Origin of the sequence: Pseudovibrio sp. M1P-2-3, from assembly GCF_031501865.1 — a bacterium.
In the GTDB taxonomy this organism is placed as follows: domain Bacteria; phylum Pseudomonadota; class Alphaproteobacteria; order Rhizobiales; family Stappiaceae; genus Pseudovibrio; species Pseudovibrio corallicola.
This window is the reverse complement of the sequence record NZ_JARRCW010000001.1, coordinates 1060228-1085508: the sequence shown is the minus strand read 5'-3', so window position 1 is coordinate 1085508 and position 25281 is coordinate 1060228. Positions and strand designations below refer to the sequence as shown.

25 protein-coding genes are annotated in these 25281 nt (G+C 50.9%); 13 read left to right on the top strand and 12 right to left on the bottom strand.

The window, feature by feature from the left end:
• Nucleotides 1–12: 12 nt before the first annotated feature.
• The 3 genes from P6574_RS04955 to P6574_RS04945 all read right to left on the bottom strand — a co-directional run bounded on the left by P6574_RS04955 (nucleotide 13) and on the right by P6574_RS04945 (nucleotide 5429).
• Complete coding sequence (locus P6574_RS04955; RefSeq protein ID WP_310619280.1) at nucleotides 13–1116, bottom strand: efflux RND transporter periplasmic adaptor subunit; 1104 nt, start codon at nucleotides 1114–1116, stop codon at nucleotides 13–15.
• Nucleotides 1117–1132: 16 nt separating this feature from the next.
• On the bottom strand, nucleotides 1133–1693 hold the full coding sequence (locus P6574_RS04950) for a TetR/AcrR family transcriptional regulator (protein WP_310619279.1): 561 nt from the start codon (nucleotides 1691–1693) through the stop codon (nucleotides 1133–1135).
• A 250-nt stretch (nucleotides 1694–1943) separates the two neighbouring features.
• Nucleotides 1944–5429, bottom strand: a complete 3486-nt coding sequence (locus tag P6574_RS04945) for an indolepyruvate ferredoxin oxidoreductase family protein (protein ID WP_310619278.1) — start codon at nucleotides 5427–5429, stop codon at nucleotides 1944–1946.
• Between the two features lie 165 nt (nucleotides 5430–5594).
• Between P6574_RS04945 and P6574_RS04940 the strand changes: the two genes are divergently transcribed.
• A complete protein-coding gene (locus P6574_RS04940) occupies nucleotides 5595–6074 on the top strand; it encodes an Lrp/AsnC family transcriptional regulator (RefSeq protein ID WP_310619277.1) in 480 nt (159 codons plus the stop codon).
• Between the two features lie 539 nt (nucleotides 6075–6613).
• On the opposite strand, the gene P6574_RS04935 is transcribed toward P6574_RS04940, so the two are convergent.
• Nucleotides 6614–6805, bottom strand: coding sequence for a hypothetical protein (locus P6574_RS04935; RefSeq protein WP_310619276.1), 192 nt, complete (start codon nucleotides 6803–6805; stop codon nucleotides 6614–6616).
• Between the two features lie 496 nt (nucleotides 6806–7301).
• Between P6574_RS04935 and P6574_RS04930 the strand changes: the two genes are divergently transcribed.
• The 4 genes from P6574_RS04930 to rpe all read left to right on the top strand — a co-directional run bounded on the left by P6574_RS04930 (nucleotide 7302) and on the right by rpe (nucleotide 10480).
• Nucleotides 7302–7739 carry a MarR family winged helix-turn-helix transcriptional regulator gene (locus P6574_RS04930; RefSeq protein ID WP_310619275.1) on the top strand — a complete coding sequence of 146 codons (438 nt, stop codon included), beginning with the start codon at nucleotides 7302–7304 and terminating at the stop codon, nucleotides 7737–7739.
• Between the two features lie 138 nt (nucleotides 7740–7877).
• Nucleotides 7878–8699 carry a lysophospholipid acyltransferase family protein gene (locus P6574_RS04925; RefSeq protein WP_310619274.1) on the top strand — a complete coding sequence of 274 codons (822 nt, stop codon included), beginning with the start codon at nucleotides 7878–7880 and terminating at the stop codon, nucleotides 8697–8699.
• A gap of 167 nt (nucleotides 8700–8866) precedes the next feature.
• Nucleotides 8867–9667 (top strand): lysophospholipid acyltransferase family protein, encoded by an 801-nt coding sequence (locus P6574_RS04920; protein WP_310619273.1) that lies wholly within the window; start codon nucleotides 8867–8869, stop codon nucleotides 9665–9667.
• 147 nt (nucleotides 9668–9814) lie between these two features.
• Nucleotides 9815–10480 carry a ribulose-phosphate 3-epimerase gene (rpe, locus tag P6574_RS04915; RefSeq protein WP_310619272.1) on the top strand — a complete coding sequence of 222 codons (666 nt, stop codon included), beginning with the start codon at nucleotides 9815–9817 and terminating at the stop codon, nucleotides 10478–10480.
• 52 nt (nucleotides 10481–10532) lie between these two features.
• Here the strand turns inward: rpe and P6574_RS04910 are convergent, their stop codons facing one another.
• On the bottom strand, nucleotides 10533–11303 hold the full coding sequence (locus P6574_RS04910; protein WP_310619271.1) for an HpcH/HpaI aldolase family protein: 771 nt from the start codon (nucleotides 11301–11303) through the stop codon (nucleotides 10533–10535).
• A 264-nt stretch (nucleotides 11304–11567) separates the two neighbouring features.
• Nucleotides 11568–11891, bottom strand: coding sequence for a DUF1476 domain-containing protein (locus tag P6574_RS04905; RefSeq protein ID WP_310619270.1), 324 nt, complete (start codon nucleotides 11889–11891; stop codon nucleotides 11568–11570).
• Between the two features lie 323 nt (nucleotides 11892–12214).
• On the opposite strand from P6574_RS04905, the gene purC reads away from it, so the two are divergent.
• The 4 genes from purC (at nucleotide 12215) to purQ (ending at nucleotide 14223) form a co-directional block, all read left to right on the top strand.
• Complete coding sequence (gene purC, locus P6574_RS04900) at nucleotides 12215–12979, top strand: phosphoribosylaminoimidazolesuccinocarboxamide synthase (RefSeq protein WP_310619269.1); 765 nt, start codon at nucleotides 12215–12217, stop codon at nucleotides 12977–12979.
• A 192-nt stretch (nucleotides 12980–13171) separates the two neighbouring features.
• Nucleotides 13172–13411, top strand: a complete 240-nt coding sequence (purS, locus tag P6574_RS04895; protein ID WP_310619268.1) for a phosphoribosylformylglycinamidine synthase subunit PurS — start codon at nucleotides 13172–13174, stop codon at nucleotides 13409–13411.
• A gap of 9 nt (nucleotides 13412–13420) precedes the next feature.
• Nucleotides 13421–13528 carry a phosphoribosylformylglycinamidine synthase-associated small membrane protein gene (locus P6574_RS04890; protein ID WP_310619267.1) on the top strand — a complete coding sequence of 36 codons (108 nt, stop codon included), beginning with the start codon at nucleotides 13421–13423 and terminating at the stop codon, nucleotides 13526–13528.
• Nucleotides 13529–13551: 23 nt separating this feature from the next.
• On the top strand, nucleotides 13552–14223 hold the full coding sequence (purQ, locus tag P6574_RS04885) for a phosphoribosylformylglycinamidine synthase subunit PurQ (protein WP_310619266.1): 672 nt from the start codon (nucleotides 13552–13554) through the stop codon (nucleotides 14221–14223).
• 136 nt (nucleotides 14224–14359) lie between these two features.
• Here the strand turns inward: purQ and P6574_RS04880 are convergent, their stop codons facing one another.
• Together P6574_RS04880 and chrA are read right to left on the bottom strand one after the other, a co-directional pair.
• Nucleotides 14360–14923 carry a hypothetical protein gene (locus P6574_RS04880; RefSeq protein ID WP_310619265.1) on the bottom strand — a complete coding sequence of 188 codons (564 nt, stop codon included), beginning with the start codon at nucleotides 14921–14923 and terminating at the stop codon, nucleotides 14360–14362.
• Nucleotides 14924–15230: 307 nt separating this feature from the next.
• Nucleotides 15231–16475: a chromate efflux transporter gene (chrA, locus tag P6574_RS04875; protein WP_310619264.1), complete on the bottom strand. Its 1245-nt coding sequence runs from the start codon at nucleotides 16473–16475 to the stop codon at nucleotides 15231–15233.
• 165 nt (nucleotides 16476–16640) lie between these two features.
• Between chrA and P6574_RS04870 the strand changes: the two genes are divergently transcribed.
• Nucleotides 16641–17789, top strand: coding sequence for a serine hydrolase (locus P6574_RS04870; RefSeq protein ID WP_310619263.1), 1149 nt, complete (start codon nucleotides 16641–16643; stop codon nucleotides 17787–17789).
• 54 nt (nucleotides 17790–17843) lie between these two features.
• On the opposite strand, the gene P6574_RS04865 is transcribed toward P6574_RS04870, so the two are convergent.
• From P6574_RS04865 to P6574_RS04850, 4 genes are all read right to left on the bottom strand, one after another.
• Complete coding sequence (locus tag P6574_RS04865) at nucleotides 17844–18896, bottom strand: FUSC family protein (protein ID WP_310619262.1); 1053 nt, start codon at nucleotides 18894–18896, stop codon at nucleotides 17844–17846.
• Between the two features lie 115 nt (nucleotides 18897–19011).
• Nucleotides 19012–20064 carry an FUSC family protein gene (locus P6574_RS04860; protein ID WP_310619261.1) on the bottom strand — a complete coding sequence of 351 codons (1053 nt, stop codon included), beginning with the start codon at nucleotides 20062–20064 and terminating at the stop codon, nucleotides 19012–19014.
• Nucleotides 20065–20100: 36 nt separating this feature from the next.
• Nucleotides 20101–21159 (bottom strand): FUSC family protein, encoded by a 1059-nt coding sequence (locus P6574_RS04855; protein WP_310619260.1) that lies wholly within the window; start codon nucleotides 21157–21159, stop codon nucleotides 20101–20103.
• 6 nt (nucleotides 21160–21165) lie between these two features.
• Complete coding sequence (locus P6574_RS04850; protein WP_310619259.1) at nucleotides 21166–22149, bottom strand: HlyD family secretion protein; 984 nt, start codon at nucleotides 22147–22149, stop codon at nucleotides 21166–21168.
• A gap of 208 nt (nucleotides 22150–22357) precedes the next feature.
• On the opposite strand from P6574_RS04850, the gene P6574_RS04845 reads away from it, so the two are divergent.
• The 3 genes from P6574_RS04845 to P6574_RS04835 all read left to right on the top strand — a co-directional run bounded on the left by P6574_RS04845 (nucleotide 22358) and on the right by P6574_RS04835 (nucleotide 25136).
• Nucleotides 22358–23731, top strand: a complete 1374-nt coding sequence (locus P6574_RS04845) for a phage tail tip lysozyme (protein ID WP_310619258.1) — start codon at nucleotides 22358–22360, stop codon at nucleotides 23729–23731.
• Entirely contained in the window at nucleotides 23728–24444 is a 717-nt protein-coding gene (locus P6574_RS04840) for a hypothetical protein (protein WP_310619257.1), read from the top strand. The genes P6574_RS04845 and P6574_RS04840 overlap by 4 nt, the downstream gene beginning before the upstream one ends.
• A 167-nt stretch (nucleotides 24445–24611) precedes the next feature.
• A complete protein-coding gene (locus P6574_RS04835; RefSeq protein ID WP_310619256.1) occupies nucleotides 24612–25136 on the top strand; it encodes a hypothetical protein in 525 nt (174 codons plus the stop codon).
• Nucleotides 25137–25281 lie beyond the last annotated feature (145 nt).

Below are 25281 nucleotides of genomic sequence, written 5' to 3'. Positions count from 1 at the left end.
AAAACTTTGCCCTTATTGTATTGGACGAATGGTTTGGCCGGGGATGAGAGCTGAAGCGCCCGCAGCAATGATTGTTTCCCCTTTGGAAAGGCCGGTTTCAACTGGAATGAATGGCCCCGTCACAGCACCGATTTCCACCGGACGCTTTTCGACAGAATTCCTGTCATTCACCACCCACACAAACGGAGAGCTGTCTGCGCCCACTGTAACTGCAGTTGTTGGGATCAAGAATGCGCCACCAGAATCGTGATCAGCAGCACGCACCTTAACGCTAACGCTTGCAGTCATGCCCGGATAAAGATCAATATCCTCCGGATAAGGCATAGCCATAGTCACACGGTAGGTTTGGGTAACCGCATCAGCTTCCGTGGAGTGCTCGCGGTATTCCATAGGAAATACTTCACCCGGAAAAGCAGGGAAGCTTGCCGAGATAGCCAGAACATCACTTTCCTTGACCCGTGCAAACAGGGTTTCAGGAACATTGATATCAATCTGCACTTCACTCACATCTTGAATACGAACAACGCGGGTGCCCGCAGATATGTTTGTATAGTTGTCCAGCAGACGGCTGGTGATGACCGCGTCATATGGCGCGTAAATGCTGGTGTAGCTCAAATTCCGCTGAGCATTATCCAGTGAGACTTCAGCCAGATCGAACGCAGCTTTTGCATCGTCATACTGACCTTGCGAGGTAACTTTCTTGTCTCTCAAAGTCTGCTGGCGGCCAAGGTCCAGCTTTTTCTTCTCGAAGTTGACTTCAGCCTCGCGCAGCACAGCTTCATAATCGGATGGGTCGAGAGCGGCAATCAGCTCGCCTTTTTTAACCATCTGACTTTCGCGAACCGGCAATTGTTCCAGCTGGCCGTTTACACGGAAAGACAGATCAACTGTTTGTACCGGCTGAATTCTTCCGGGAAACTCGCGAGTAGCTGTACCAATTTCTTCAGAAACAACCATGACTTTGGCCAGACGTGGCTGTGCTTCTTCGACAACTTCCGCTTTTTCTTCCGAGCAGCCCGCCAGCAAAAGCGAACCACCAACCACCATCAGGGCAGCTTTATAGAAATAAGGCATGGCCCGACGCTCTCGCCTTACTTTTTTGAAAAAGTCTTTCATGTGGTTTTCCATAGGTCTAATTCGTCGTGTCTTGGGGGAAATATTTATTTTCAAGCAGTTCGACCAAGTGGTCCAAAATACCCGATATCTCTTCCTTGCTTTTGGCCTCGATATCGAGTGTTCTTCTAAAGTGCAGGCCGCCTAAGGCCAGATTAACCAATACCGCCAGCTTTTTGTCTTCGGCTTCATCCACAATCGCAGTTTCAATTTCACAGCAGGACTTGCGGAATTTTTCCATGTATTCAGGGTGTTCCAGAGAAATGGAGACAATATTGTGCAGCAGACGCTTTTCATCGACCGTTTGAAAACTGTCGATACACGCTCTCAAAGTGGGGTTGGATTGCCCCTCGGCGAGATAGCGCTCTCGTCCTTCAGCAATATCCACTCTGAATTTCTCGGAGACCCTGTCCATCATGGAATGGATCAAGGCATCCTTTGTGCGGTAATTGTAAAGGACACCACCTTTTGAAAGACCTGCCTCCAGAGCAACCCCTTCAATTGTAAGCGCGGAAATACCCTGCTCACAGATAATTCCCTCAACAGCATCCAGAATGCGATCGCGTGTGGTTTCTGCCATGGCCCGTCTTTGGTTAAGAAATTCTTAAGTAACTGTACCGTCCGGACGGTTCTGTACCGTCTGGACGGTTTATATATATTTTTAACTATGTTTCAAGCTAATACTTAAAGGGAGCAAAAAACCCCAGCAAAAAGGCCGGTACAGCAAGGGAAACTGCGCCTTAAGGCTTGCATGTTTTATGATAGTCGGGGCCCGAGAATCACTCCAAAAAAGAGACTCTTTTGAATGAGCCTCCTCTACTTGTTCTGTCTTATTCGGCAGCTTCTTTGAACTCAAAGGTGGTTGGATCATCATCCAGATGGGTTAGTAGCTCTTGACGTAGTTTGTTGGCGCTGGCCAGATTGTTCTCTTTCAACGCGCCGTACCCCCGCACCTCATCCGGAACCATAAGCAGATCCAGAAGGCGATCATGAGTGACTGCCCCCATCCGCTCGCCAACGGTTTCCATGTCGGCAAGGTATTGCGAAATAAGGGCACGTTCAGCTCTGCGTTCCTTGGTGTAGCCAAACGCATCCAGAGCGGTGCCCCGCAACCCGCGCATGGCATAAAGCACCTTAAACGCCTTGAAGACCCACGGACCGAACGAGACCTTTTTGGGCAGGCCTGTCATCGGGTCAAGTTTTCGCAGTAACATGGGCGGTGCCAGCATGACCTTCAGCTTTTTGGGGTTGGCGAACTGTGCTTTTAGTTTCTCACGGAAGGCCGGCTCCGTATAAAGACGGGCCACTTCATACTCATCTTTATAGGCCATCACCTTATAAAGCATGGCAGCTGCTGCATGGGTTACCGGCAGGTTTGTCTGCCCTGCAGTTTCCTCTTGCAAGCGCAGGCGGGCAATGGCCCTGCGATATCTGGAGGCATAGCGTTCATTTTGATAAAGCACCAAGTCTTTGGCAAAGAACTCGATCTTTTCCTCAAGGTCCATATGCTTGACGGCTTCAATCCGAGGCATTACCGCCAGAACCGCCTGCTTATTTGCATAAAGAACCCGCCCCGCCTGAAAGGCATTGATATTGGCCTCTACCGCTGCCCCGTTCAGCCGGATCGCCGCCTCGATTGAGGAAACTGACACGGGCAACTTGCCGGACTGGTAGGCCAGCCCCACCAGCATCATATTGGTATATATGGCATCCCCGAACAGTTTTTCCGCAATGAAGGAAAGGTCATAGCTGTTGAGCTGCTTGGAAGCGCTTTGTAGAGCTTCCATCATCGCTCCTCGCTTGAAGCTTTGGGACTGGTCAAGCACAAACTCGGCTGTGGGGGACACCTTGGTGTTTACAAAGCTGTAGGTTCGGGACTTGTGATAGAGGCCCAACTGCTCGGCGTTGGCGGCAACCAGCTTATCACCGGCTAACAGCACATCCAAACGTGCGGGCGGCACCCGCGGCCCTTCAATCATACTATCTGCTGCTGAAAAGCGCACATGGGAGGTGACAGGGCCACCCTTTTGCGCAAGGCCGGTCATATCCAGTGTGGAGGCTTGTATCCCCTCCACATGGGCAGACATGGCAAGGATTGCGGAAACCGTTGTCACTCCCATGCCGCCGATACCGGCCACCAGGTAGTTCATGGTTTCATTCAAGGAAGGCTTTTGAACCTCCGGCAGCTCTTTTATGAGCGAGGTAAGATCAAACTCCACCTTCTCCGCTTTGCGTAGCGCGGCTCCCTCCACATAGACAAAGGACGGACAAAAGCCTTTGACGCAGGAAAAGTCCTTGTTGCACGATGACTGGTTGATGCTGCGTTTTTCACCGAACAAGGTTTTGAGGGGCTCCACCGAGATACAGTTGGATTTCTCGCTGCAATCACCACAGCCCTCGCACACCCGATCATTAATGAACAATCTCAAGTCCGGATCGGGATACTGCCCCCGCTTACGGCGGCGACGCTTTTCTGCCGCGCAGGTCTGGTCATAAACAATTGCCGAGACCCCTGCATACTCCTGAAACTCTTTTTGAACGTTCTGCAGCTCATCGCGGTGCTTGACCGGCTGGGACACGGCAAGGTCTCCCCTACCTTTGTAGAGTTCAGGCTGCTCCGACAGCAGGGCCACCCGCCCCACTCCTTCCGCGTGAAGCTGCTGGAGTAATTGAGGAACGGTCAAGGTTCCATCCAGCTCCTGTCCGCCTGTCATGGCAACAGCGTCATTATAAAGGATCTTGAAGGTGATGGGCACATTTGCGGCAACGGCCTGCCGGATGGACAGAATGCCGGAGTGGAAATAGGTTCCATCGCCCATATTGGCAAATACGTGCTTATCCTTGGAGAATTTGGCCTGCCCTACCCACAAGGACCCTTCACCGCCCATGGCCACCTGACCATCGGTGATACGTCCGGCCATTTCAGCCATAGCATGACACCCAATTCCGGGCATGGCCCTTGCGCCTTCGGGCACCACCGTTGAGCGACTGTGCGGGCAACCCGAACAGAAGAAAGGCGTGCGCCCTGCTCTTTCTCCATGCCCTTGCGCCCACATTTGCTGGCGCATGATCCTTTGCGAGACTTCCCGCATTTCCTCTCCCACAAAGTCGCGTGGGAAAAAGCTGAGAAGCCCCTGAATTATTTCACTGATGGACAGTTCCAGAACATCGGAGAGCAGCGGCTCCCCTTCATTGTCCTTTTTACCCCAGATCTGCGGCCTTTGCCCATCGGGCCAAGCGTACGCAATTTCTTTAATCTGCGCCTCAAGGAAGGCACGTTTATGCTCCACAACAAGAACCTTCTCCAGCCCCCGAGCAAATTCACGAATGCCGACGGGCTCCACTGGGTAAGCCAGTGCCACTTTATAAACACCAAGGCCGATGTCCCGTGCCCGTTTCTCACTGACCCCGCACATTTTTAAGGCCTGACACACATCCCTGTAGGCCTTACCGGTGGCAATTATGCCAAAGCGCGGTTTCCTTGCCCCATACCCGATGCCATCCAGCCTGTTGGCCCGCGCATAGGCATGAATCGCCGGAAACCTGATGTCGCGCAGCAAGCGCTCTGTCTCCAGCCGATTACCCAAAAGCAGGGTCCGGTTCAACTGGGCATTGCGGCGCGGGTCTTTGGACTTTGGACGGTTGAAGGACAGGCGCTCTGGCGCAACGGAGACAGTGGCCGAGGCATCCATGGTATCGGCAAGGCAAATGAGCGCGGACCACAGGCCGCTATAGCGCGAGAGCTCAAAGGCATGAAGACCAAAATCCAGCACATCCTGTATATTTGACGGATTTAACACCGGAATTTCGGCATGTTGAAAGAAAAATTCGCTCTGAGCCGGTAAAATGGATGATTTTGCTAGGTGATCATCCCCTGCCAGTGCTACAACACCTCCATTGGGATCTGTGCCACTGGCACTGGCCTGATTGAGAACGTCACCAGCACGATCCACACCGGGGGCCTTGCCATACCAAATGCCAAAAACACCATCATAGGAAGATCCCCGACCGTGCTGCCGTACCTTTTGCGCCCCCCACACTGCCGTTGCTCCCAGCTCTTCATTAAGGCCGGGTTGAAACTGTATATTACGGGGCTCAAGATATTTGGCGGCGCGTTGCAGCTCCATATCATAACCGCCGATGGGCGACCCGCGATAGCCGGAAATGAACCCTCCCGTGTTCAATCCCGCCAAGCGGTCCAGTCGTGCCCGATCCAAAGCAAGGCGCACAAGTGCCTGAATACCGCTCAGGTACACACGGCCAGATTCGGCCGCATACTTGTCGTCCAAAGTAATCGGGTGAACAATATGGTTCATTTAGCAAGCTCCTCTCCCCTCGCGTCATCAAAGAGTTATAAGCTCCTCCCTCTTCTTTGCCGCGAAAAAATCCCAAAGCTTATAATGATCCTTTAACTGGGCTATTTCTGTGCTAATCTACCCATTAATACGTAGTCCTTCGAAAAATATTTCCAGAAACCGGTCATGATAGAAAATTCCCTTTTAGATATCTCAGACATCCGTGTTCTCAAAATCCTGCAAAGAGACGCCTCTTTATCCATCGCGGACATCGCCAAAGAAGCAGGTATGAGCCAGACTCCATGCTGGAGGCGTATCAAACGGCTTAAAGAAACCGGCATCATTCGCCAAACTGCCGCTGTGGTTGACCGCGAGGCAGTGGGGCTGGGGTTTCTGTCCTACGCTTTTGTGAAGCTGACAGTGCCCAGCCGCGAGAACATGGAAACCTTTGACCGGCTCATTGCGCTGTGGCCGGAAGTGGTGACCTGTGAACGCATTACCGGAGCTGTTGACTATCTCATCAAGGTCGTCACACGGGACATCAAAGCCTATGATGACTTTCTAAGATTGAAGCTGCTCGACAACACGCTTGTATGTGATGTGCAATCACGTATCGTTGTCAGCACCATCAAGGAAACAGTCGCTCTGCCTCTGCGAGAAAACTAGGCACGCAGGTGCTTTTGTAAAACTTCAAACCCAATACGGCTTCCACTGTTTTCAGTGGCGGGTTGATCTCGGCCAATGAAATTATAGTGGTTCAGACCACCTTAGCTAGGTGGGTACTCATCATATTTCCGTGTAAACGCACGGAAAGTAGGAGCTGAGGTTGACTGCTGAGTGACCATCCGGTCTCCACACACATATGCATTTGAAGATCTGGTAGATATTCGGGATCTCTCATAAAGACCCAGCAGCCCCAAATTTCTTATTTTTTACCTAGAGAATAATAAAGGAAACTCCACCCAAGGCAGGTGTATGTATGCAAACAAACGCAGTGATTTTTAAGCGGCGACTAGGGTTTCTGCAAAAAAGGGGCAATATTGAATATAGGCGTAACCTGAATTGCCTAAAGCTCCAATATTGCCCCAAAAGGGACGAGAAATAACTGGGGGCGCGGCTACAAAACCACGTGCACTCGTCTAAAGTAGCCGCATAATTCCTGTCCCTTTTTTCGTGATAGCCCTTTTATCGTGATGGGTCGTAAATTACTGGTGCCGCCTAAAAATTCGCCCAAGAATAAACCCAAGGATAGTGGAGCTGGTCACTACGCGAACCGCTTCCAGCCCGAGGAAGCTTGGTACCTCTGTCAGGTTCACTTTTCCCACATAGCCATAAACAGCAAGAACGTAGTACAGCAGGCCCATGACAATGGAATAGTTTCCCGCCGACGCTTCCATTCCGGTCTTTGCTGACACCCGCATGCGAGCGAACGGAACTGATACCAAAATACCCGTGAACAAGTGAGGGCACTGTTGGCGCAAACCACTTCGCTTTATTATTGCGATCAAAGAATGTGACGCGGCGATAAATGGCAGAAACAAGCGCTTCAATGAATGCGTAGGACAGAGCTGCAAGAACAACTTTCCTTTGCAGATGAGCTGGGATGACAGCACTCATGTTCTTCCTCTTGTTTCTTCTGGCTGCACGGCATCTTTACGAGCACTTTTCAACCAAGTAAGTTTTCGCCAACACTCTATTTTTTAAAGATCCCCTGAACTAGGGTTACTCATGAGTGCTAGAGCTGTTCAGATACTTTCTTTAATAGATAATGTTGATATTTATCAACTATATTATTGTTGATGAATGTCAAGCATAAATTTAAGTACTATAACTTGGGAATGAATTCACTCGGGTTTGAGCGCTCGCAGAGCCGGTGAAAAGGAAGTTCGTAGAATGCAGAAAAAACGTACCATTCATGAGGTTGCTCTCAGGCTCCACTTCGACGTCAAAATGCAACTGGTTAGCAGGATGGCCGAAGTTAAGAGAATGGAGTTTGCTCCCCAACAACTGCGGGCAATGCGCCACATCTGGCACCACGGCCAATGCACCTCAATGGATCTGGTGAAAACACTGAAACGGGACAAAGGGCAGATAAGCCGGATAATTGACGAGCTTTGTAAGGATGAAATGGTTGAACGGATACCCAATCCTGAAGACAAGCGCAGCAGGCTCCTTATTCTTTCGCAAAAGGGCTATGACTTTTTCGCCCATGTGGAAGCCGTTGAAGCTGAATTTTCCGAGGCAATGATAAAGAACATCAGCCCTGAAGAACTGGAGGTCTTTTTCTCGGTTTCCGACCGTATTTCGGAAAACCTCAAGAACATCGACTAGGCAGCAACACCATGATTAACGACTACGGGTAACTATAATCAATTTTTATCTGTGCTGACAAAGGCATGCCACAGGACAATCACTTTATTCTTCTACACTAAATAATCAAAAGTTATATGTAGAAGGCAAAATATGTGAATGAATACAATAAGAACGCTTATTTATAATACAGCTTTTTATTCCTCTACCCTGATATTGATGCTTGTGGCCCTGCCCGTATTCTTGCTACCGCGAAAGTATGGAATGTGGGTCATGACGTGCTGGTCTGTTTTGGGGCGGTTTTGGTTGCGCTGGCTCGTCGGAATTAAATCCGAGTTTAGAGGAACCGAACATATTATCCAAGGTGGATGTATTGTTGCGTCCCAGCATCAATCCGCATGGGACACGTTTGGTATGTGCGCCTTACTCCACGATCAAGCCATTGTAATTAAAAAGCAGCTTTTATACATCCCACTCTTTGGATGGTATGAAAAGAAATTCAAGCTTATTGCTGTTCGCAGAGATAGCCGTATCCACGCAATGGGCGACATGGTGAAACAGGCCAAAGCAGCGATTAAAGAAGAGCGAAATATACTTATATTTCCAGAGGGTACCCGCAGGGCCCCAGGAGCTGTTCCCCAGTACAAATCCGGTATCTACTTTATCTACAAAAGACTGAATTGCCCCGTTGTCCCTGCGGCTTTAAACTCGGGCCTGTACTGGCCAAGGCGTGACATTCTTAATCCGCCTGGAACTATTCGCGTTGAATTTCTTCCCGCCATTCCACCAGGCCTTCCCAAAAAAGAATTTATGTCAGAGCTATCTCAAAGAATTGAGAGCGCTTCAGACAGGCTCTTGAACGAGTCAGAACTAGAAGTTCCAGACAATCCGCTACTTAAAGCAGCGCGTGAGCGGCAAAAACAGTGGCAGGAGAACGGCAAGACTGAATGCGCCCCTGAGAAACCAAAGACACTGACCTAATCTCTAGTCGGCACAAGAACAAGCACCACCAATGACTATTTCAGTAACCATAGGGGAAGTTTAGGTGCCCTTTGGCAGCTGGTTGCTAACTCTTGCACTCTACTTTTAAAAGTTGGAGCCTTTTCAAAACACCAATCTTTTAAGTAACTGCCCTGAGTAAAGTGCCTATGAGTATCCTAAGAACTATCCTTTTCAATATTGTGTTTTACCTATCAACTATTGTGTACCTTATTGTAATCTCTCCCATTCTTGCTTTACCGCGTAAAAAAGGCCTTTGGGTTTACCCTTGGTGGGGTCTTATGGCCCGCTTCCAGCTTCGGTGGATCGGCGGTATAAAATCGGAAATTTTGGATGTAGACAGAATTCCTAAAGGGGGCTGCATAGTTGCCATTAAACACCAATCCTCATGGGAAGCGATTACCCTTTACTCCCTGTTTCAAGATTCCGCATACATCATCAAACGTGACCTTACCTATGTCCCGCTGACAGGTTGGTATTTACTGAAGTACAAGTTTATAACCGTGCATCGGGGGGAGCGATCCCTCACCGTTGCAAAAATGATTGATGATGCCAAAACAGCAATCAATGACGGGCGAACTATTGTTATATTCCCGGAAGGGACCCGCCAACCTCTTGGGGCCGCTCCAAAATATAAGCTTGGCATCTGTAACCTCTACAATGAGTTGGGGTGCCCCGTTATTCCCATCGCAGTGAACTCAGGCGCCTACTGGCCGCGGCACGGTTTTTTCTGCCCACCTGGAACCATTCGGGCACAGGTTCTTCCTGCTATCCCTCCGAATTTGCCTCAAGACGAATTCATGAAAATTCTTACGGAGAGTCTCGAAGAAGCATCAAACCGGCTTCTGGATCAGGCAGAAGCTGAAACACCAGACAATCACTATATTAAAGAAGCGCGGGAGCGGCAAAAGCAGTGGCAAGCGAACGACGGGAGTGATTTCCCCAGCTGAAAACCATGGATATTTGCCTGATCCCTTAGCTCCCAGCTTTGAAATTGCGCAGATATTAGAACCAAATACCAGCCCCCCCATCTTGCACCATGCATCTTGCCGTGATAGCGCCATGCCATCTGTTTTTGTTGCTGCTGGAAGTAAGACATGACCAATCCACTCGTTATCGCCCCTTCAGTTCTTGCCGCTGATTTTTCCAAGCTCGGACAGGAAGTCAAAGATGTCTCCAAGGCCGGTGCCGACTGGATCCATCTGGACGTGATGGATGGGCATTTTGTTCCCAACATCAGCTTTGGCCCCGCTGTTATCTCTTCCATTCGCCCGCATAGTGACAAGATTTTCGACACCCATTTGATGATCGAACCCTGCGACCCTTATCTGGAAGCCTTTGCCAAGGCCGGGTCCGACTACATCACCGTTCATGCAGAAGCCACAAAACACCTGCATCGTTCATTGCAGGCCATTCGTGGTCTAGGCAAAAAGGCAGGGGTTTCCTTGAACCCGTCCACGCCAGAAAGCACACTGGAATACGTTCTGGACAGCCTCGACATGATTTTGATCATGACAGTAAACCCCGGATTTGGTGGCCAGAAGTTTATTGAGGGTATGGTGGAGAAGACCCGCCGTGTGAAACAAATGATCGGGGATCGCCCGATCCGCATCCAGATTGATGGCGGCATCACCCCTGAAACGGCCCCGCTGGTGACGAACGCCGGAGCCGACACACTCGTGGCTGGATCTGCTGTGTTTAAAGGCGGCAGCGTAGACAGCTACCGCGCCAACATGGACGCGATTAGAAAAGCGTGCGCCTAAGATTTAGCCCAAAGAACATGGAGGGCCACATCATGCGGCCCTTCTTTTTACCTCACTCCGCCAGCACATTTGCAGCCGCACTGGCTGCCTCGTTAAACAGAACCACGTCTGTTCCGTAGCAAATGAAGGTGTATCCGGCTTTGGCGCAATCGCGGGCGTGTTTGGGGGTTATGGCGTAGATACCGGCGATCTTTCCATGTTCCACTGCCTTTTCGGCGATGTTTTCGTGCAGTGTTTCGGAACGCCTTGAGAAGGGGTCCACACTCACACCGCTGGTGATGGAAATTGAAAGGTCGGAAGGGCCGACGAAAACGCCGTCCAGCCCCTCAACCTTGATAATATCATCCAGATTGCACAGCGCCTCTTCACTTTCGATCATGGCCAAACACAAAATGCGGGAGTTAGCGTCTTTAAAGTAGGTTTGCTCGTCAGTTCCTTGAAGGCGGGCAGCTCCCAGCGGACCATAACTGCGCGCACCCACAGGTGGGTACTTGGTGAACTCCACCAGTTTTTTAGCGTCTTCCACCGTGTTGATCATGGGCGCGATGATCGCATGCACGCCAAGGTCCAGCGCCCAGCTGGCCTTTGCAAAATCCCCCACGCGAATGCGCATGACCGGATCGACACCGCAATGGGCCAAGCTCACCACGGCTTCGCGCAGTTCCTCATCAGTAATCTGACCATGCTGGGTATCCAGAGTGACAGCGCTATAGCCCGCCCGTGCATAAAGTTCGCACAAGGCGCTTTGCCCGAGTGTGGACCAGCCCCCCACAACAACCTCGCCTGCTGTCAGTTTTTCAAAAAGCATAGATTTGATCGTCATCGTGTCCTCTCCGATCCTTTTGAAACCACTTTAGCGCACGCCTCATCGAATACCGCTGAATGACACTATAGCCTAAATGGGCAGATCTTTTTCAAGAAGATAACTAAACCACATTCAGCTAAATTGAGCTGGTAAGATATGATCAAATTTTATTTTTATGGAAAATCTGCGGGTATCGGACAATAAGGTCCTGCGCCTCTTTTGAGCGCGCCAAGAAAAAGCCGGCGCTTTACGGCACCGGCTTTCCTAAAATGGTTTCTTAATTCAAACGTTTTGCTTGAGCTCTTCATGGGCCTGCGCCAGAAGCTGGTCCATGGTGCGCCGCACTTGATGTTCTGATTGGTCAACTCCGCCCGCCTGAAGGGATTCATAGACTATTTTGAAAACTTCATCGCCATCTGGGTGGCTAATTTCTGCGGAAACGAGAGAGGTGGTCAACTCTTCGGTTTTAGCGGTATCAAGCGCCAGTTTTTCCGCGGCCCACAGGCCCAGCAGTTTATTTCTGCGCGCAACAGCTTTAAAGCGGGTTTGCTCAGTTGCTGAGAAAGTCCCTTCAAAACTTTTTTCACGATCGTCAAATGTTGTCATATTCGCCCTCCGATATATCGGGGATATCCCTCCCGATGAACCTAGGAAAATGTGGTTGTATCTAAACACAGGATCAACTGAGTTCAAAGAGATATGTCAAACAGAGCGCATTTTCCTATCTAAACCTCATCCCAAATAGGTATTTGTGATTTGTGCAAAAGTCGGTTAAGTTCCGCGCCGCAACACAGAGTAGCTTTTTGTTTGTCGCATTTAGGGTAAATCGGCATATTCAGTAACCAGACTAGACTGATCCTATTTGCCATGGATGCGCCCTTCGAACTATAGTTTGCTCATTGGACTCTCTAAGAACAGTGGTAACTGCCATGAATCGCCGCCGACGTATTTACGAGGGCAAGGCTAAAATCCTTTACGAAGGACCAGAGCCCGGAACGCTAATTCAGCATTTCAAAGACGACGCAACTGCTTTTAATAACCAAAAACACGAGGTTATTGATGGTAAGGGGGTTCTGAATAACCGGATTTCCGAGTACATTTTCAACCACCTGAATAATCTGGGTATTCCAACCCACTTTATTCGCCGCCTGAACATGCGCGAGCAGCTTATCCATGAAGTGGAAGTGATTCCGATTGAAGTGGTGGTGCGCAACGTTGCTGCCGGTTCTTTGTGTAAGCGTTTGGGTGTTCAGGAAGGCACGCGCCTGCCCCGCTCCATTATCGAGTTCTACTATAAGAACGACGAGCTGGGTGACCCGCTGGTCTCTGAGGAACATATCACCTCCTTCGGCTGGGCCACTCCGCAGGAGCTGGATGACATGATGGCTATGGCCATCCGCATCAATGACTTCCTTTCGGGCATGTTCATTGCCGTTGGCATTCGTCTTGTTGATTTTAAAATCGAAATGGGACGCCACATTGACGGTGATTTGATGCGCGTTGTGCTTGCCGACGAGATCTCTCCCGACAGCTGCCGCCTGTGGGATGTGGAAAGCAACGAGAAGATGGACAAGGACCGGTTCCGCCAGAATATGGGCGGCATGGTTGAGGCCTATCAAGATGTTGCCCGGCGCCTTGGTATTTTGATCGATAACGAGCGCCCCTCCGGCTCAGGCCCTGTTCTGGTTAAATAGGGTCTAGCCAGTTTGGCACCCTAAAAACCTAGACCTATGAAGGGCGGCAAAATTGCTGCCCTTTTTTGTTTTTTGCTTTCTTGAAAAAGATTCGCGCGTTAAGAAACGCGCGTAAGAGCAGCCTGTTCTCTCTGCCTTTGAGAGACGCACATAGCATAGCAAACCGACATACTTTAAAGGATCGGAAATACCATGAAGGCACGCGTAACCGTGACACTCAAAAACGGCGTTCTTGACCCACAAGGAAAAGCAATTGAAGGCTCACTTGGCTCGCTGGGTTTTGAGGGCATTGCCGGAGTTCGTCAGGGAAAGGTTTTTGATCTGGAAATTTCTGAACGCGATCAAGAAGCCGCCAAAGCCGATATTGAAAAGATGTGCGAGAAGCTGCTGGCCAATACGGTGATTGAAAACTACGCAATCGAAATTCTCTAGGAGCCGACCATGAGCGATGACACCGGTAAAATCATCAGGTTTATGATCATTAAAGCCGCTGTGTTTATCCTCTTGCCCGCCGCCCTGTCGGTGCTGGCAGTTCTCCTTCTTCTTTAAGGTAACCTTCGAGAGTTGTACCTATGAAATCAGTGGTTATCCTCTTTCCCGGCTCCAACCGTGATCGCGATATGATCAAGGCGCTGGAGCAGATTTCCGGCAAGCCCGTTGCCACCGTATGGCATACGGAAACAGTTCTTCCAGATGCGGATCTGGTTGTCCTGCCCGGCGGCTTTTCCTATGGCGATTACTTGCGCTCCGGCGCTATTGCTGCCCGCTCCCCTATCATGGGCGCTATCAAGGCAGCAGCGGAGCAAGGACGCCATGTAATGGGCGTTTGTAATGGCTTCCAGATGCTCACCGAAGCGGAACTTTTGCCCGGTGCCTTGATGCGCAATGCCTCCTTGCACTTCGTTTGTAAGGAAGTGAAGCTGGAGACGGTGAACACCAACACAGCCTTTACTGCTGGCATGGAAAAGGGCGCGGTATGGCGCTGCCCTGTTGCCCACCATGACGGCAACTACTTTGCAGACGCTCAGACCCTCAAGCAGATTGAGGATCACGGACAGGTCGCCTTCCGCTATGCAGAGGGAACCAACCCCAACGGCTCCATCAACGACATTGCGGGCGTGACCAACGCAAAAGGCAATGTGCTGGGTATGATGCCCCACCCTGAAAACCTGATTGAAAACCTGCATGGCGGCCTTGAAGGGCGCGCCTTGTTTGAAAGCGCATTTGCCAACATTGCGGCTTAAGCCCCCGTTTTAGACGGGTAATAAAGTTACCAGAGGTTTGGCATCGTAAGTTCTGGTGCCAAACCACGTTCTAGCTCTATGGCTCAGTACGTTGGTTAGGGAACACGAGAATGGCCTCTTAAATTGGACTATGTATTTAACCGTCAAGAACCTCATCAAAGGGTACTGAACTTAGAAGGTAAGTCTGGGTTGGCCAGAGTATATGCCTAATTTTTTCAGTTTCTTCTAATCCGCACTGTGCTCGATTTAGATAGTGCAAGCCATCAGAATCCTGTAGCTCAATTCGCTTTTCGGATATGGTTTTTACCACTGTCCAGTGATCATACTTGCCACTCATACCAAGTATGGCTGTTTGTTTACGATCAACGTCAACATGCTCCTGAAGGAGTTCCCAAAACTCACTAAAGCTCTTCGGGTCTTGCTTCATAGCTACGCGCCGATGAACATCTACCCCAGTACTACGTCGTCTGCGGCGACTACAAACATCAATAAGCTCGCCGAGTTTACGAAACCCAATTCCTTCATGAATAATTTCCCCGATACTCCTGCCATCATCGAGTAAGTTCACTAAGCTCATAAATTGCGTAGATCGATCCTCATCACCCATACCTTTGGGGCTAATCAGAGCTACCGAATTAATAATTGAATAAATGCCGCAGAGTCCATCAAGTGCCCCCTGACGGCTTGAATATCGTAACATGTCCCAATGCTCTCATTTTTTCAAAATGCCCTAGCAAATACCTCCTTTACGGGCTACTCGCTTGAAGACAATACTATGTACCAACTTTCGCAGTTTTCAGGTGCGGTTGCATTTATACTTTTAGCTGAGTAATTTAGACAGCCTATTAGTATGCCAATGGTATTCGGCATTTAAGGGAACTGGGTGCGATCCCTAGCAGTTGCTACCAGTAGGTATGACCGAAAAATACCCAAACCAGTTATCTAAATCCATAAATTAATCATTATTTTCATGTCGATACACTATACTCATCCTCCATCTGGCTTCCTTAACCATACATAGAAACCAGCATCCCACAAAAAGCGAGCAACAGCACAACCACCCATGGCGGCAGCTTCCACACCACCAGCAAAGTAAACCCGCTGAGCGCCAGAGCTAAGTCCAGTTTTGTCTGCACCGCACTGGTGAACACTGGCGAATAAAGAGCTGCACCCAAAATGCCCACAACAGCTGCATTAGCGCCGCGCATGGCAGCCCGCGGTAGGGATTTGGTGGATATCGTGTTCCAGAACGGCAATACACCGATGAGAATCAAAAAGCCGGGGAGGAATATACCAATAGTAGCAATGAGTGCGTACCAAAGCCCCATGCCCCCCTCGGACATGGACGCCCCCAGAAAACTGGCGAAGGTGAATAAAGGACCGGGGATAGCTTGAGCTGCGCCGTAACCGGCAAGGAATGTCTGCTCACTCACCCAGCCCGGCTCTACCACCGAATTTTCCAACAGCGGCAACACCACATGCCCGCCGCCAAAAACAAGAGCTCCTGCCCTGAAAAAACCGTCGAATACTGAAAGAAAATGCTGCTCTTTTCCGATCGATAGAAAGGGTAGGCCAAAAAACAGCAGAAATAAACAAGTGCGACTGGCAATAGCGACCGGCCGGTTCACTGGAAAGGCAATGTGAGGCTGCGCGCTTTCAATAGGTGAACGGCAAAGCCAAAGGCCCAAGACTGCCCCTATACCAATTGCAAAAATCTGTCCTGCGGCGCTGGTAATTAACACCACTATAAATAAGGCAACAAGAGCAATGGCCGCCCGTTCCTTATCCGGGCACAGGCTGCGGGCCATGCCCCACACCGCTTGCGAGACAACCGCAACAGCTACTAACTTCAACCCATGAATAATGCCGGAGCCAATTGGGCCGCCAAACAGGTTCGCCCCATAGGCAAAGGCGACCATTATCACCACAGAGGGTAGTGTGAAACCGATGAATGCAGCTAGTGCGCCCAAAGGCCCTGCCCGCAGCAAGCCCAGCGCAAAGCCAACCTGCGAACTGGCAGGACCGGGCAGAAACTGGCACAGGGCCACAAGGTCCGCATAGCGCTCTTCACCCAGCCACCTGCGCCTTTCCACCAGCTCGTGCCGGAAGTAGCCCAAATGCGCAATAGGCCCGCCGAAGGAAGTTACGCCCAGCTTGCTGAAGACCTTTAAGACCTCCCAAGGCGAACCGCCGAACCGATTCGCATCTTGATCCTCTTCCCTCAAAGACGGCTCTTTTCTTTTATCACTCATAGGTCATCCAGATAGTGCACAGAACAAAATTTCCTTGTCGCAGTGTTGCAACATCTACCACAACCAATGACATAATTTAGACGAAATTAACCAGAACTTTTCTTGTGATCGACTTTAGCGAGCTACTCCATATTCCTATAAACTCCCACTAATATTGCAGGTAAAATGATTAGAAAAACCGGTTTTGCAGCAACTGCTGCCTTTCTACTTCTCACCGTGTCGGCGCAGGCTTTCACACAGGATGAATTCGATAGGGCAGTCGAGGAAATCTTTAGCCCCCTCATGGAGACCTTTGATATTCCCGGCCTCGCCGTTGGCATAACCTATCAAGGCAAGCACTATACATATTCACAGGGACTGGCAGAGCGTAAAAACCGGCGCCCCGTGACAGGGGAAACAATTTTTGAACTTGGCTCGGTAAGCAAGACATTTGCCGCAACAGTCGCCGCACTGGCTGAGCAACGCGGCGTGCTGGACTTGCACCAGCCCGTGTCCACGTACCTTGACGAGCTGAAAGGAAGCCCGTTCGATCGGATCTCTGTCATGGATCTGGCCACCCACACGAATAAGGGCCTCTCCCTTTTCACCCCCAAGCACACCAAGAGTGAAGCAGAACTTTTGAGCTATCTGGGCAATGACTGGGAGCCCCTTGAAGGCGGGGACGTGAGAAGCTATTCCAATATGGGCATTGGCCTTTTGGGCGCGGCGACCGCAAGCGCTATGAAAACCACCTATCCTCAGGCGCTGGAAGAAACGCTCTCCCTCATGGGCCTTTCCAGCACAGGCGTAGACGTTCGTGAAAGCTTGATGGGTAATTACGCCTACGGGTATGCGCGCAAAGGCAACAAACCCATCCGCTCCTCCACTGGAATTTTTGGAGCGCAGTCCTACTCTGTGAAATCCACCGCAAACGATATGCTGGCCTATCTTGACTACCAATTGGGAGAAAGCAATCTGCCAAGCGAGATCAATGCTGCCGTGGAGCGCACCCACCAAGGGCAAACGAAGACGGACTATTTTACTCAAGCGATGGTGTGGGAACGTTACCCGTGGCCTGCACCCCGTGCGGCGTTGGAGGTGGCATCCACCTTTAAATACGCAGGAAACCCGCATCCGGTGGGCAGACTTGAGAAGCCTGAGACGTCAAAAGAGGCCGTCTTTATTCATAAAACAGGATCCACTCGCGGATTCGGTGCTTATATTGCTATGGTCCCAAGCGAGCGGCTGGGCATTGTGGTGCTGGCCAACAAGATTTACCCCAATGGTGAGCGCGTCAAGGCCGCCCTTGCCCTTACCGAGGAAGTTCTGAATTAGCACATTTCCTTTGAGTACTGGGAGTGGGGGCCCTATCTTTGACGGGTGGCCCTCTCACTTTTCATCTATCGGATCCGTTTTTCGTCTCCACCATAAAAACGCCTCGCCCTGCGCGATACCTATGAGAACCATGAAGAGCAGCGTCATGCTGATGCCGATGACAATGCCATTGAAACGGTCCAGCACCGGCCTGATAGAGTCCACCGGTCCGCTTGAGGTCATGACACATACAATAAAAGCAAAACCGGCTTGCGTCCCCGCATAGGCCCAGCGGGTTCCGTTGTGATGCCAGCCCGCGATCATGTACATTCCCACAAAGAACATGAGAACCCACAGCGGAAAGTACTGAATTCCCATCATCACCACCAAAAGACCCAGCGACCCACCCACCGCGCAGCCAATAAACCTTGAAAGAGCGATGTGCCGTATGCTGGAAATATCACCTGCCAAACACACAAGAGACGTGAAGACGATCTGGATCATGCCCCCCAGATCATGCCCCGCAAACAAGATGGGAGCCGTCAACGCCACCAGTCCGGCAGACAGAGACGTGCGCCACACCCAGCGCCTTGGCAGTATACCCATATCCATGTGGCTCATGGTGATACTGGCCCGCCACTTGTGGGGTGGGGAAAGAAGAACAGAGACGGCGGCAGCTGCAAGAATGCCGAGGCAAACCGTGACGATGCGGTCTTGCATAGCCTCGTACATCTGTTCAATATCAAGAATGGAGTAATAGAAGGGGATCATCGCTGTGGCAGTGCCAAGCAGCCACGCATAGCCAAAATAACTGGTCAGGTTTTTATAGATAGACAGGGCAGAGAGGACAAAAAGGACAACAGCCTGCAGAATCGGATCATCACGAAGGGCATAAGCGATTGCAAACCCTGACAGACCACCGACAACTGTTCCAAGCGTACGCTGGATTGCTTTTGCAAAAAAACCTCTCCAGTCCGCATTAGAAACAGTAAAAGCAGAGATTGCCGCCCACCAAGGGTCATTTGCCTGCACGATTAAAGCCAGAAATGCACCTAGCGTCACAATAAACGCCGTTCGCAGCGCTTCGTGGTGATGAAAATAAGGTCTTATTTTTTCCCTATGATCCATAAAGCCTTTTTCTGAAAGCGCCAGCGTGAGCGCAAGTTATCGCTGCCTAAACTCTGAGGGTCCTGCTAAGGATCTAAGCGCACATATCTTTGAAACTTCTATAAGAACACTCCCATTATTTTTCATTAAAGCGGTCCTCTCGCCTCACCAGCCAAGAAAGTTTCTCACCTTGAGCAATGCCGAAGAGAGCTAGGTAGACCAGCGTCAGGATGATCCCTATGAAAATACCGTAGAAACGGTCCAATACAGGGAGAATGGAGGCCACTGGCCCGCTTGTGGTCATTGCACAAATAATAAAGGCAAATCCCGCTTGCGTGCCCGCATAGGCCCAGCGCGTGCCATTGTGATGCCAGCCCGCCAGAAAAAACATGGCAAAGAAAAACAGGATTGCCCAAAGGAAAAAGGACTGAATGCCGAGCATCACAAAGAAAATGCCCAAAGAGCCGCCAACACCACAGCCAAGAAAGCGGGCGGCGGCCAAGTGGCGAATGCTGGTAATATTTCCTGAAAGGCATACGAGAGATGTAAACACAATCTGCATCATCGCTGTCAGGTCATGGCCCGCAAATACAATGGGCGCTGTCACTGCAACGCTCCCTCCGCATAAGGACATGCGGATAATCCACTTATAGGGCAGGGTTTTGGGGTCCCCGTGCACCATCACAGTACTTGTTCGAAAGTGCTTGGGCAACGCCAGCAGGTAAGTGCCAAGGCCGGCAACAAGGACGCCGATGCACACACAGAAAATCCTGTCCAGAACCCTTTCATACATCTGCTCAATATCCCAGAGAGAGAAGTACATGGCGATCAATGCAGTCGCAATGCCCAGCAACCACGCATACCCGTAGGACGTTGTTAAGTGCTTATAGGTGGCAAGGGCACCCAGCGCGAACAGCACAGCAGCTTGCAAAAGAGGCTCATTGCGTACGGCATAGGCCACCATAAAGCCCAGAACACCACCAGTAATGGTCCCAAGCAAGCGTTGGAAAGACTTGGAGAAGACACCGCTCCAATCCGCATGTGCAACCGTAAAAGCTGAAATGCCAGCCCACCATGGATCATCCGCATGCACAGCAAGGCCAGCTATGGCGGCCACCGTTACAATGAACGCTGTCCGCAAAGCCACCTTGTAATCGAAAGAAAGTACCGGGGTGCCTTTTTGATCCATTAACCCTTTTTCCGGCAGTTCTTGTCACCTACTTCATTATTTCTCATCCAGCGGGTCCATATTACTCGCCCACCAAAACAGTTTTTCACCCTGCGCAATTCCAATCAGGATGAGGAAGAGCAAGGTCAGAAATATTCCGATGAAAATACCGTTAAAGCGGTCCAGAATGGGTGCGATGGAATGCACCGGACCGCTGGATGTCATAGCGGTGATGATGAATGCAAAGCCCGCTTGTGTACCCGCATATGCCCAGTGAGTTCCATTGTGATGCCAGCCTGCAATGAAGAACATGCCAAGAAAAAACAGCAGAACCCAGAGAATGAACGTTTGGAGGCCGAGCAGAACCAAGGCGATACCCATGACACCCCCGACGGCACACCCGATAAATCTGGAGGCTGCGATATGGCGGATGCTGGAAATATCTCCGGCAAGACACACCACAGAGGTAAACACAATCTGCATCATCCCCCCCAGATCATGACCAGCATAAACGATGGGGCCGGCCAGCGCGACCAGTCCGGCAGTGATAGAAATACGAATAATCCATTTTCGTGGAAGGTCTTCACTGTCCTTATGGCTCATGGCGGTGCTCGCCCGCCACTTGCTTGGATGCCATAAAAGATAGGAAACCAAACCTGCAACCAGAACGCCCGTACACACCATGATGATGCGATCCTGCATTTTCTCGTAGAGCTGCACGATATCCCAAAGCGAGAAATACATGGCTATCATAGCTGTTGCCGCACCCAGCAACCATGCATACCCGTAGGAGGTTGTGAGGTTTTTATAGGTGGCATAAGAGGCGATCACAAAAAGGACGCTGCCTTGGAGAAACGGCTCCCCACGAATAAAATAGGCAACGACAAACCCACTAATACCACCCACCACGGTTCCAACGGCACGTTGGAAAGCTTTAGAAAAAAAGTTTCTCCAATCGGCATTGGCGACAGTAAACGCCGAGATTGCGGCCCACCACGGATTATCGGCATGAACCAGAAGACCGATTACGGCTGACAGAGTTACAATGGTGGCTGTTCTAAATCCGTCCCTATAGTGAAAATAAGGTGCGATACTCCCGCTTTCCTCATTGGTCATTTTCACCTAATGGAACGCGAAAATACGCGCGTCCCCCCCATGAAGCGGTTGGTGGGTCTTTAAATAGGGTCCCATATCGATTTCGACAGGAAACCGTTGAGACAATCTGATCCATGATGTTGTAAGAGAGATAAAGGGGAGAACCGGTTCTTGATAGGGAACACGGCTGATGCCGCGCCCTATGCTGCGCACCTTACCACGGTGAATGCGCCACGGATCACTGGAGACCTGAAAATAAACGGTCATTCCCGGTTTCATGCGCGCGGCATGGCGCTCGATGAGGTTGGCGACAATGCGCCAGTTGTCGTTGGTGATCAAGGCAACCTGCGGCGAGCCTGCCAGAACATAGTTGCCCTCCATCACCTCATAACTGCCCACAACGCCATCTTCATGGGCTGTGAGAGAGGTATGGTTCAGGTTATATTGGGCAATGGCCAACTGGGCAGATGCTGCCTTTACCGAGGCCTTCATTTGCTCCACTTGCCGGTTGGCCGCTTCCACATTGTCTTTTGCCGCCTCAGCCTGCGCCTCGGCCTCTACAAGAGACAGGTTCAGATCGTCATAGGTTTGGCGGGGGATGAACCCCTGCCCTTCCAGAACCGAATAGCGTTCCAGCTTTGTCTGTAGGTTAGACACGGCAGCTAACGCCGCCGACAGGTTCGATTCGGTAATTCTGACTGTTGCCTCGGCGCGCTCAAGGGAGGAACGGGCCTGTCCTTCCTGCGCTTTATATTGCTCTACCGTAAGGCGCAAAGGCTCCGGATCGATTTGAATAAGCAGCTGCCCCGCTTTGACCTTTTGGTTCCTCAGCACCGGAATTTCTTTGACAAAACCGGAGACCTCCGGCGCCAGAACAACAATATCCGCAGCGACATAAGCATCTGATGTGTAGGTGAGAACCTGATCTTGCAGGATATAGATCCCGATCAAGGCGCAGATAACGATCGTCACGCGAATGGGGCCGCTAAGCTTTGAGAAACGACCAGTCAAATTCCAGAACTCCCTAAAAGCACTTGATGCACTCTAAGGGCTTTCCCTCAAAAAAGACTAAGCACCTGCACAGGCTAGAGTAGAACTGGTTTTAGGGATAAAACCCGGTTAACCGACCGGTCTCTTTGCTTCCTTTTCTACCAATCCCCTTCAGGCAGAACCAGTGGTAAACTTCTGGTATGGCTTGGGATGAGGCATGGAGGAAACTATGCGCTCCATACATGAACTAATTGTCCACTGCACAGCAACCCGCGAGGGCCAGAGTGTCAGCGTAAAGCAAATTGACAGGTGGCACCGGGCGAGAGGGTTTTCAGGCATCGGCTACCACTTTGTTGTTCATCTGGACGGAACTATCTCCAACGGGCGGGCGCTGGCGAGGATCGGCGCTCATACAAGAGGCTATAACGCCCACTCCATTGGGGCGGCGTATGTGGGTGGTGTGGATGCCAACGGCGATCCCAAAGACACGCGCACAAAGGCGCAGCACAAGGCTTTGGAACAGCTGATCAAGGATATGGACGAGCGGTTCAACCTGAAAAAGGTTTCCGGTCACAACCAGTATTCCAACAAAGCCTGTCCATCGTTTCAAGTGGACGCCTATAACGAGCTTTTGAAAGACTATCGCCCCTCCTTCCAAACACCGCCAGACCTTTTTTTACTTGCCGGCACGCGTGGCATGCGCGTGAAGCGCTGGAGCGAGCGGCTGGTGCTCACCGGCTTTGCCAACAATGTTTGCGATGAGTTTAACGGCGAACTGGAGGATGCAACCAAGCAGTTTCAAAGAGTTCGCCATATCCTGCCCGATGGTGTTGCAGGCCCGCAAACCCGAGCAGAAATGAAGCGGTACGAGCAAGGAAAACCGCCTCTTTGCGTATTTGGCAAACCCGAGCTGCCGCTTTTTGAAAAAAAAGCTCCGCTCATCATGTCCTCCCTCGTGGAAGACCTTGCAATCCCCTTGCTTGATGCCGCTGCCATACTTGGAAATCTGGGCCACGAGTGCAATGGCTTTCGCACCTTGCAACAGGTGGGTGGTTCCGCCTACGGATGGGCCCAATGGGACGGCGTACGCCGGAGAACATTTTTCCAGTGGTGCAAAAAACGAGGCTTAAAACCCCACAGCGACAAAGCCAATTACGGATATCTTCTGTGGGAGCTCAAAGGCTCTGAAAAAAGAAGCCTTGCCAAACTGCGAAGAGCCCGGGGGCTGGAGGAAAAAACAATTGCATTTGAACAGGCATTCGAACGGGCGGGGGTGAAACACTATCCACGCCGCATTGCCTATGCCAAGCGCGCCCTGTCAGCCTACCGCAAAAAATTCCCCTCCCCACCCATACTCTCCGCCCACGACAAACACCTAGGCAGACTGAAGAGCACACGCGATCTGCAAAAGGCTCTCACTTTCTTGGGTGCAGACCTTGGGGCACCGGACAATGTTATGGGGCCGCGCACTACCGGAGCTATCCGTGACTTTGAACGCCTGACCAACCTGCCAGTGAGCGGAGAGGCAAGCGAACCTGTGAAAGCCGCCGTACAAGCCGTTTACATTGCCCTTGGCGGCCTTGAAAAGGAAGGGAATAGATGAGTACTCCTGTAAGCGTTGCAGCCCAAATTCTGTCTGCCCTTGCCCCCCAGTTTCTTCAGGGCCTGTTTGACCCGAACCACGGCGAAGCTTTTACCAGTGAAGTGACCAGATTTATCGATAGGAACCTGTTGGGGCCGTCCGCAAAACAGGCTCCAGATCCCGCCGCCGCCGCGCTGCAGAAGCTGGAACAGGACCCAAAGCTTCAGCAAGCGTTCTTTGAAATGCTTATTGAGACAGAACGCCGGATGCATGAGCTGCACCTCAAAAGTGTTCAGCAAGCGCGCGAACACAGGGCAAGCAGCCGTGATATGGAACAATCCAGCAAGTTGCTGTCCCAGTCCTTCATGCTGCTTGTTGCCATTATCGGATTTGTGATTGTGCTGGTGATTGTGGTGCCGGTGGTTTCTGCATACAGCCTTGAGGGCAAGGATAGCCTTTTGCAGATTACCGGAGCCGCCATCGGCTTTCTTACCGGCATTGGCGGCATGTTTGCCCGCAATATCAGCGCGGCCTTCGACTACTGGTTTGGTTCATCCTCAGGTTCCAAGCACAAAACCGACCAGCTTTCCGGCATGCTGAGTGCTCCAAACTGGGGGCGTTCATTCTCCTCCCCCTTTGAGCCCCTAGAGGCTCCTGCCAAACAAATACCGCCCCATAACAGTGACCTGCAAAGCTTTCGCAAGGCAATGGCGACCACCTCTATGGACCACTAATTCGAAATATTATCATGTCCTTAAAAAACCAACGTAAGACTGGGGGCGTGCATATGAAGAGCAGTAACCAGATCCGCACTTTTTGCGAGCACACGCCGCTACAACACGGCACAATGGACTTATAGTGCATTTAACGTGCGAGCAAACAACAAGAACAAGGAATGGTTATGGCTCTTTTTTCGTATAGGACCTTAGGTTTATCAGGCCTTATTCTCGGGGGAGCTGCTGTATTTGCTCTCCCAGTGACACAAGTGGCCGCCATTCCAGTAGATACACGTGTGGCAACTTTCAGCTCTACCGCGAAAAGAACAAACTATGGAGATGCCAACCTGCTTCAAATTACAGAAGGTCTTTTTCTACGTCGTATAGATGCTTACTACATTTTTTTCTCAGACACTCGACAAGACCCTCTGGACCTAGCATCTGGTCTTTGTTTTGGGGGGGCGTTCATCAAAAATACACAGGTACATGGCGGCGGTGTGTGTAGCTTGAAAGATGACGAAGGTAACTCCTTTGCTTTGAGTTTCACGCCATCTCAAGTCAAAAATGGCGGCATGACATCGGGAACCTGGAAGGTTCTTGGGGGAGCTGGTCCTTGGCTTAAGGCACAAGGCGGCGGAACATTTATACAAACCCCTCTCGCCAATCAGGATTTGTCTATTACGTCCATAAAGGGGAATATCGACTTTTAACGCCTCCCCTTCTCCCCAGTTTCCGGCTTGGCATCGGTTTGGCCTAAAGGCTGACCGACGCTAAAAAAACATCACCTTGTTCTAACGCGCCATTTTCATTGGGCCTTATATCTGGTAAGCAGCGCGTGAAATCCGGCCCGGCGTT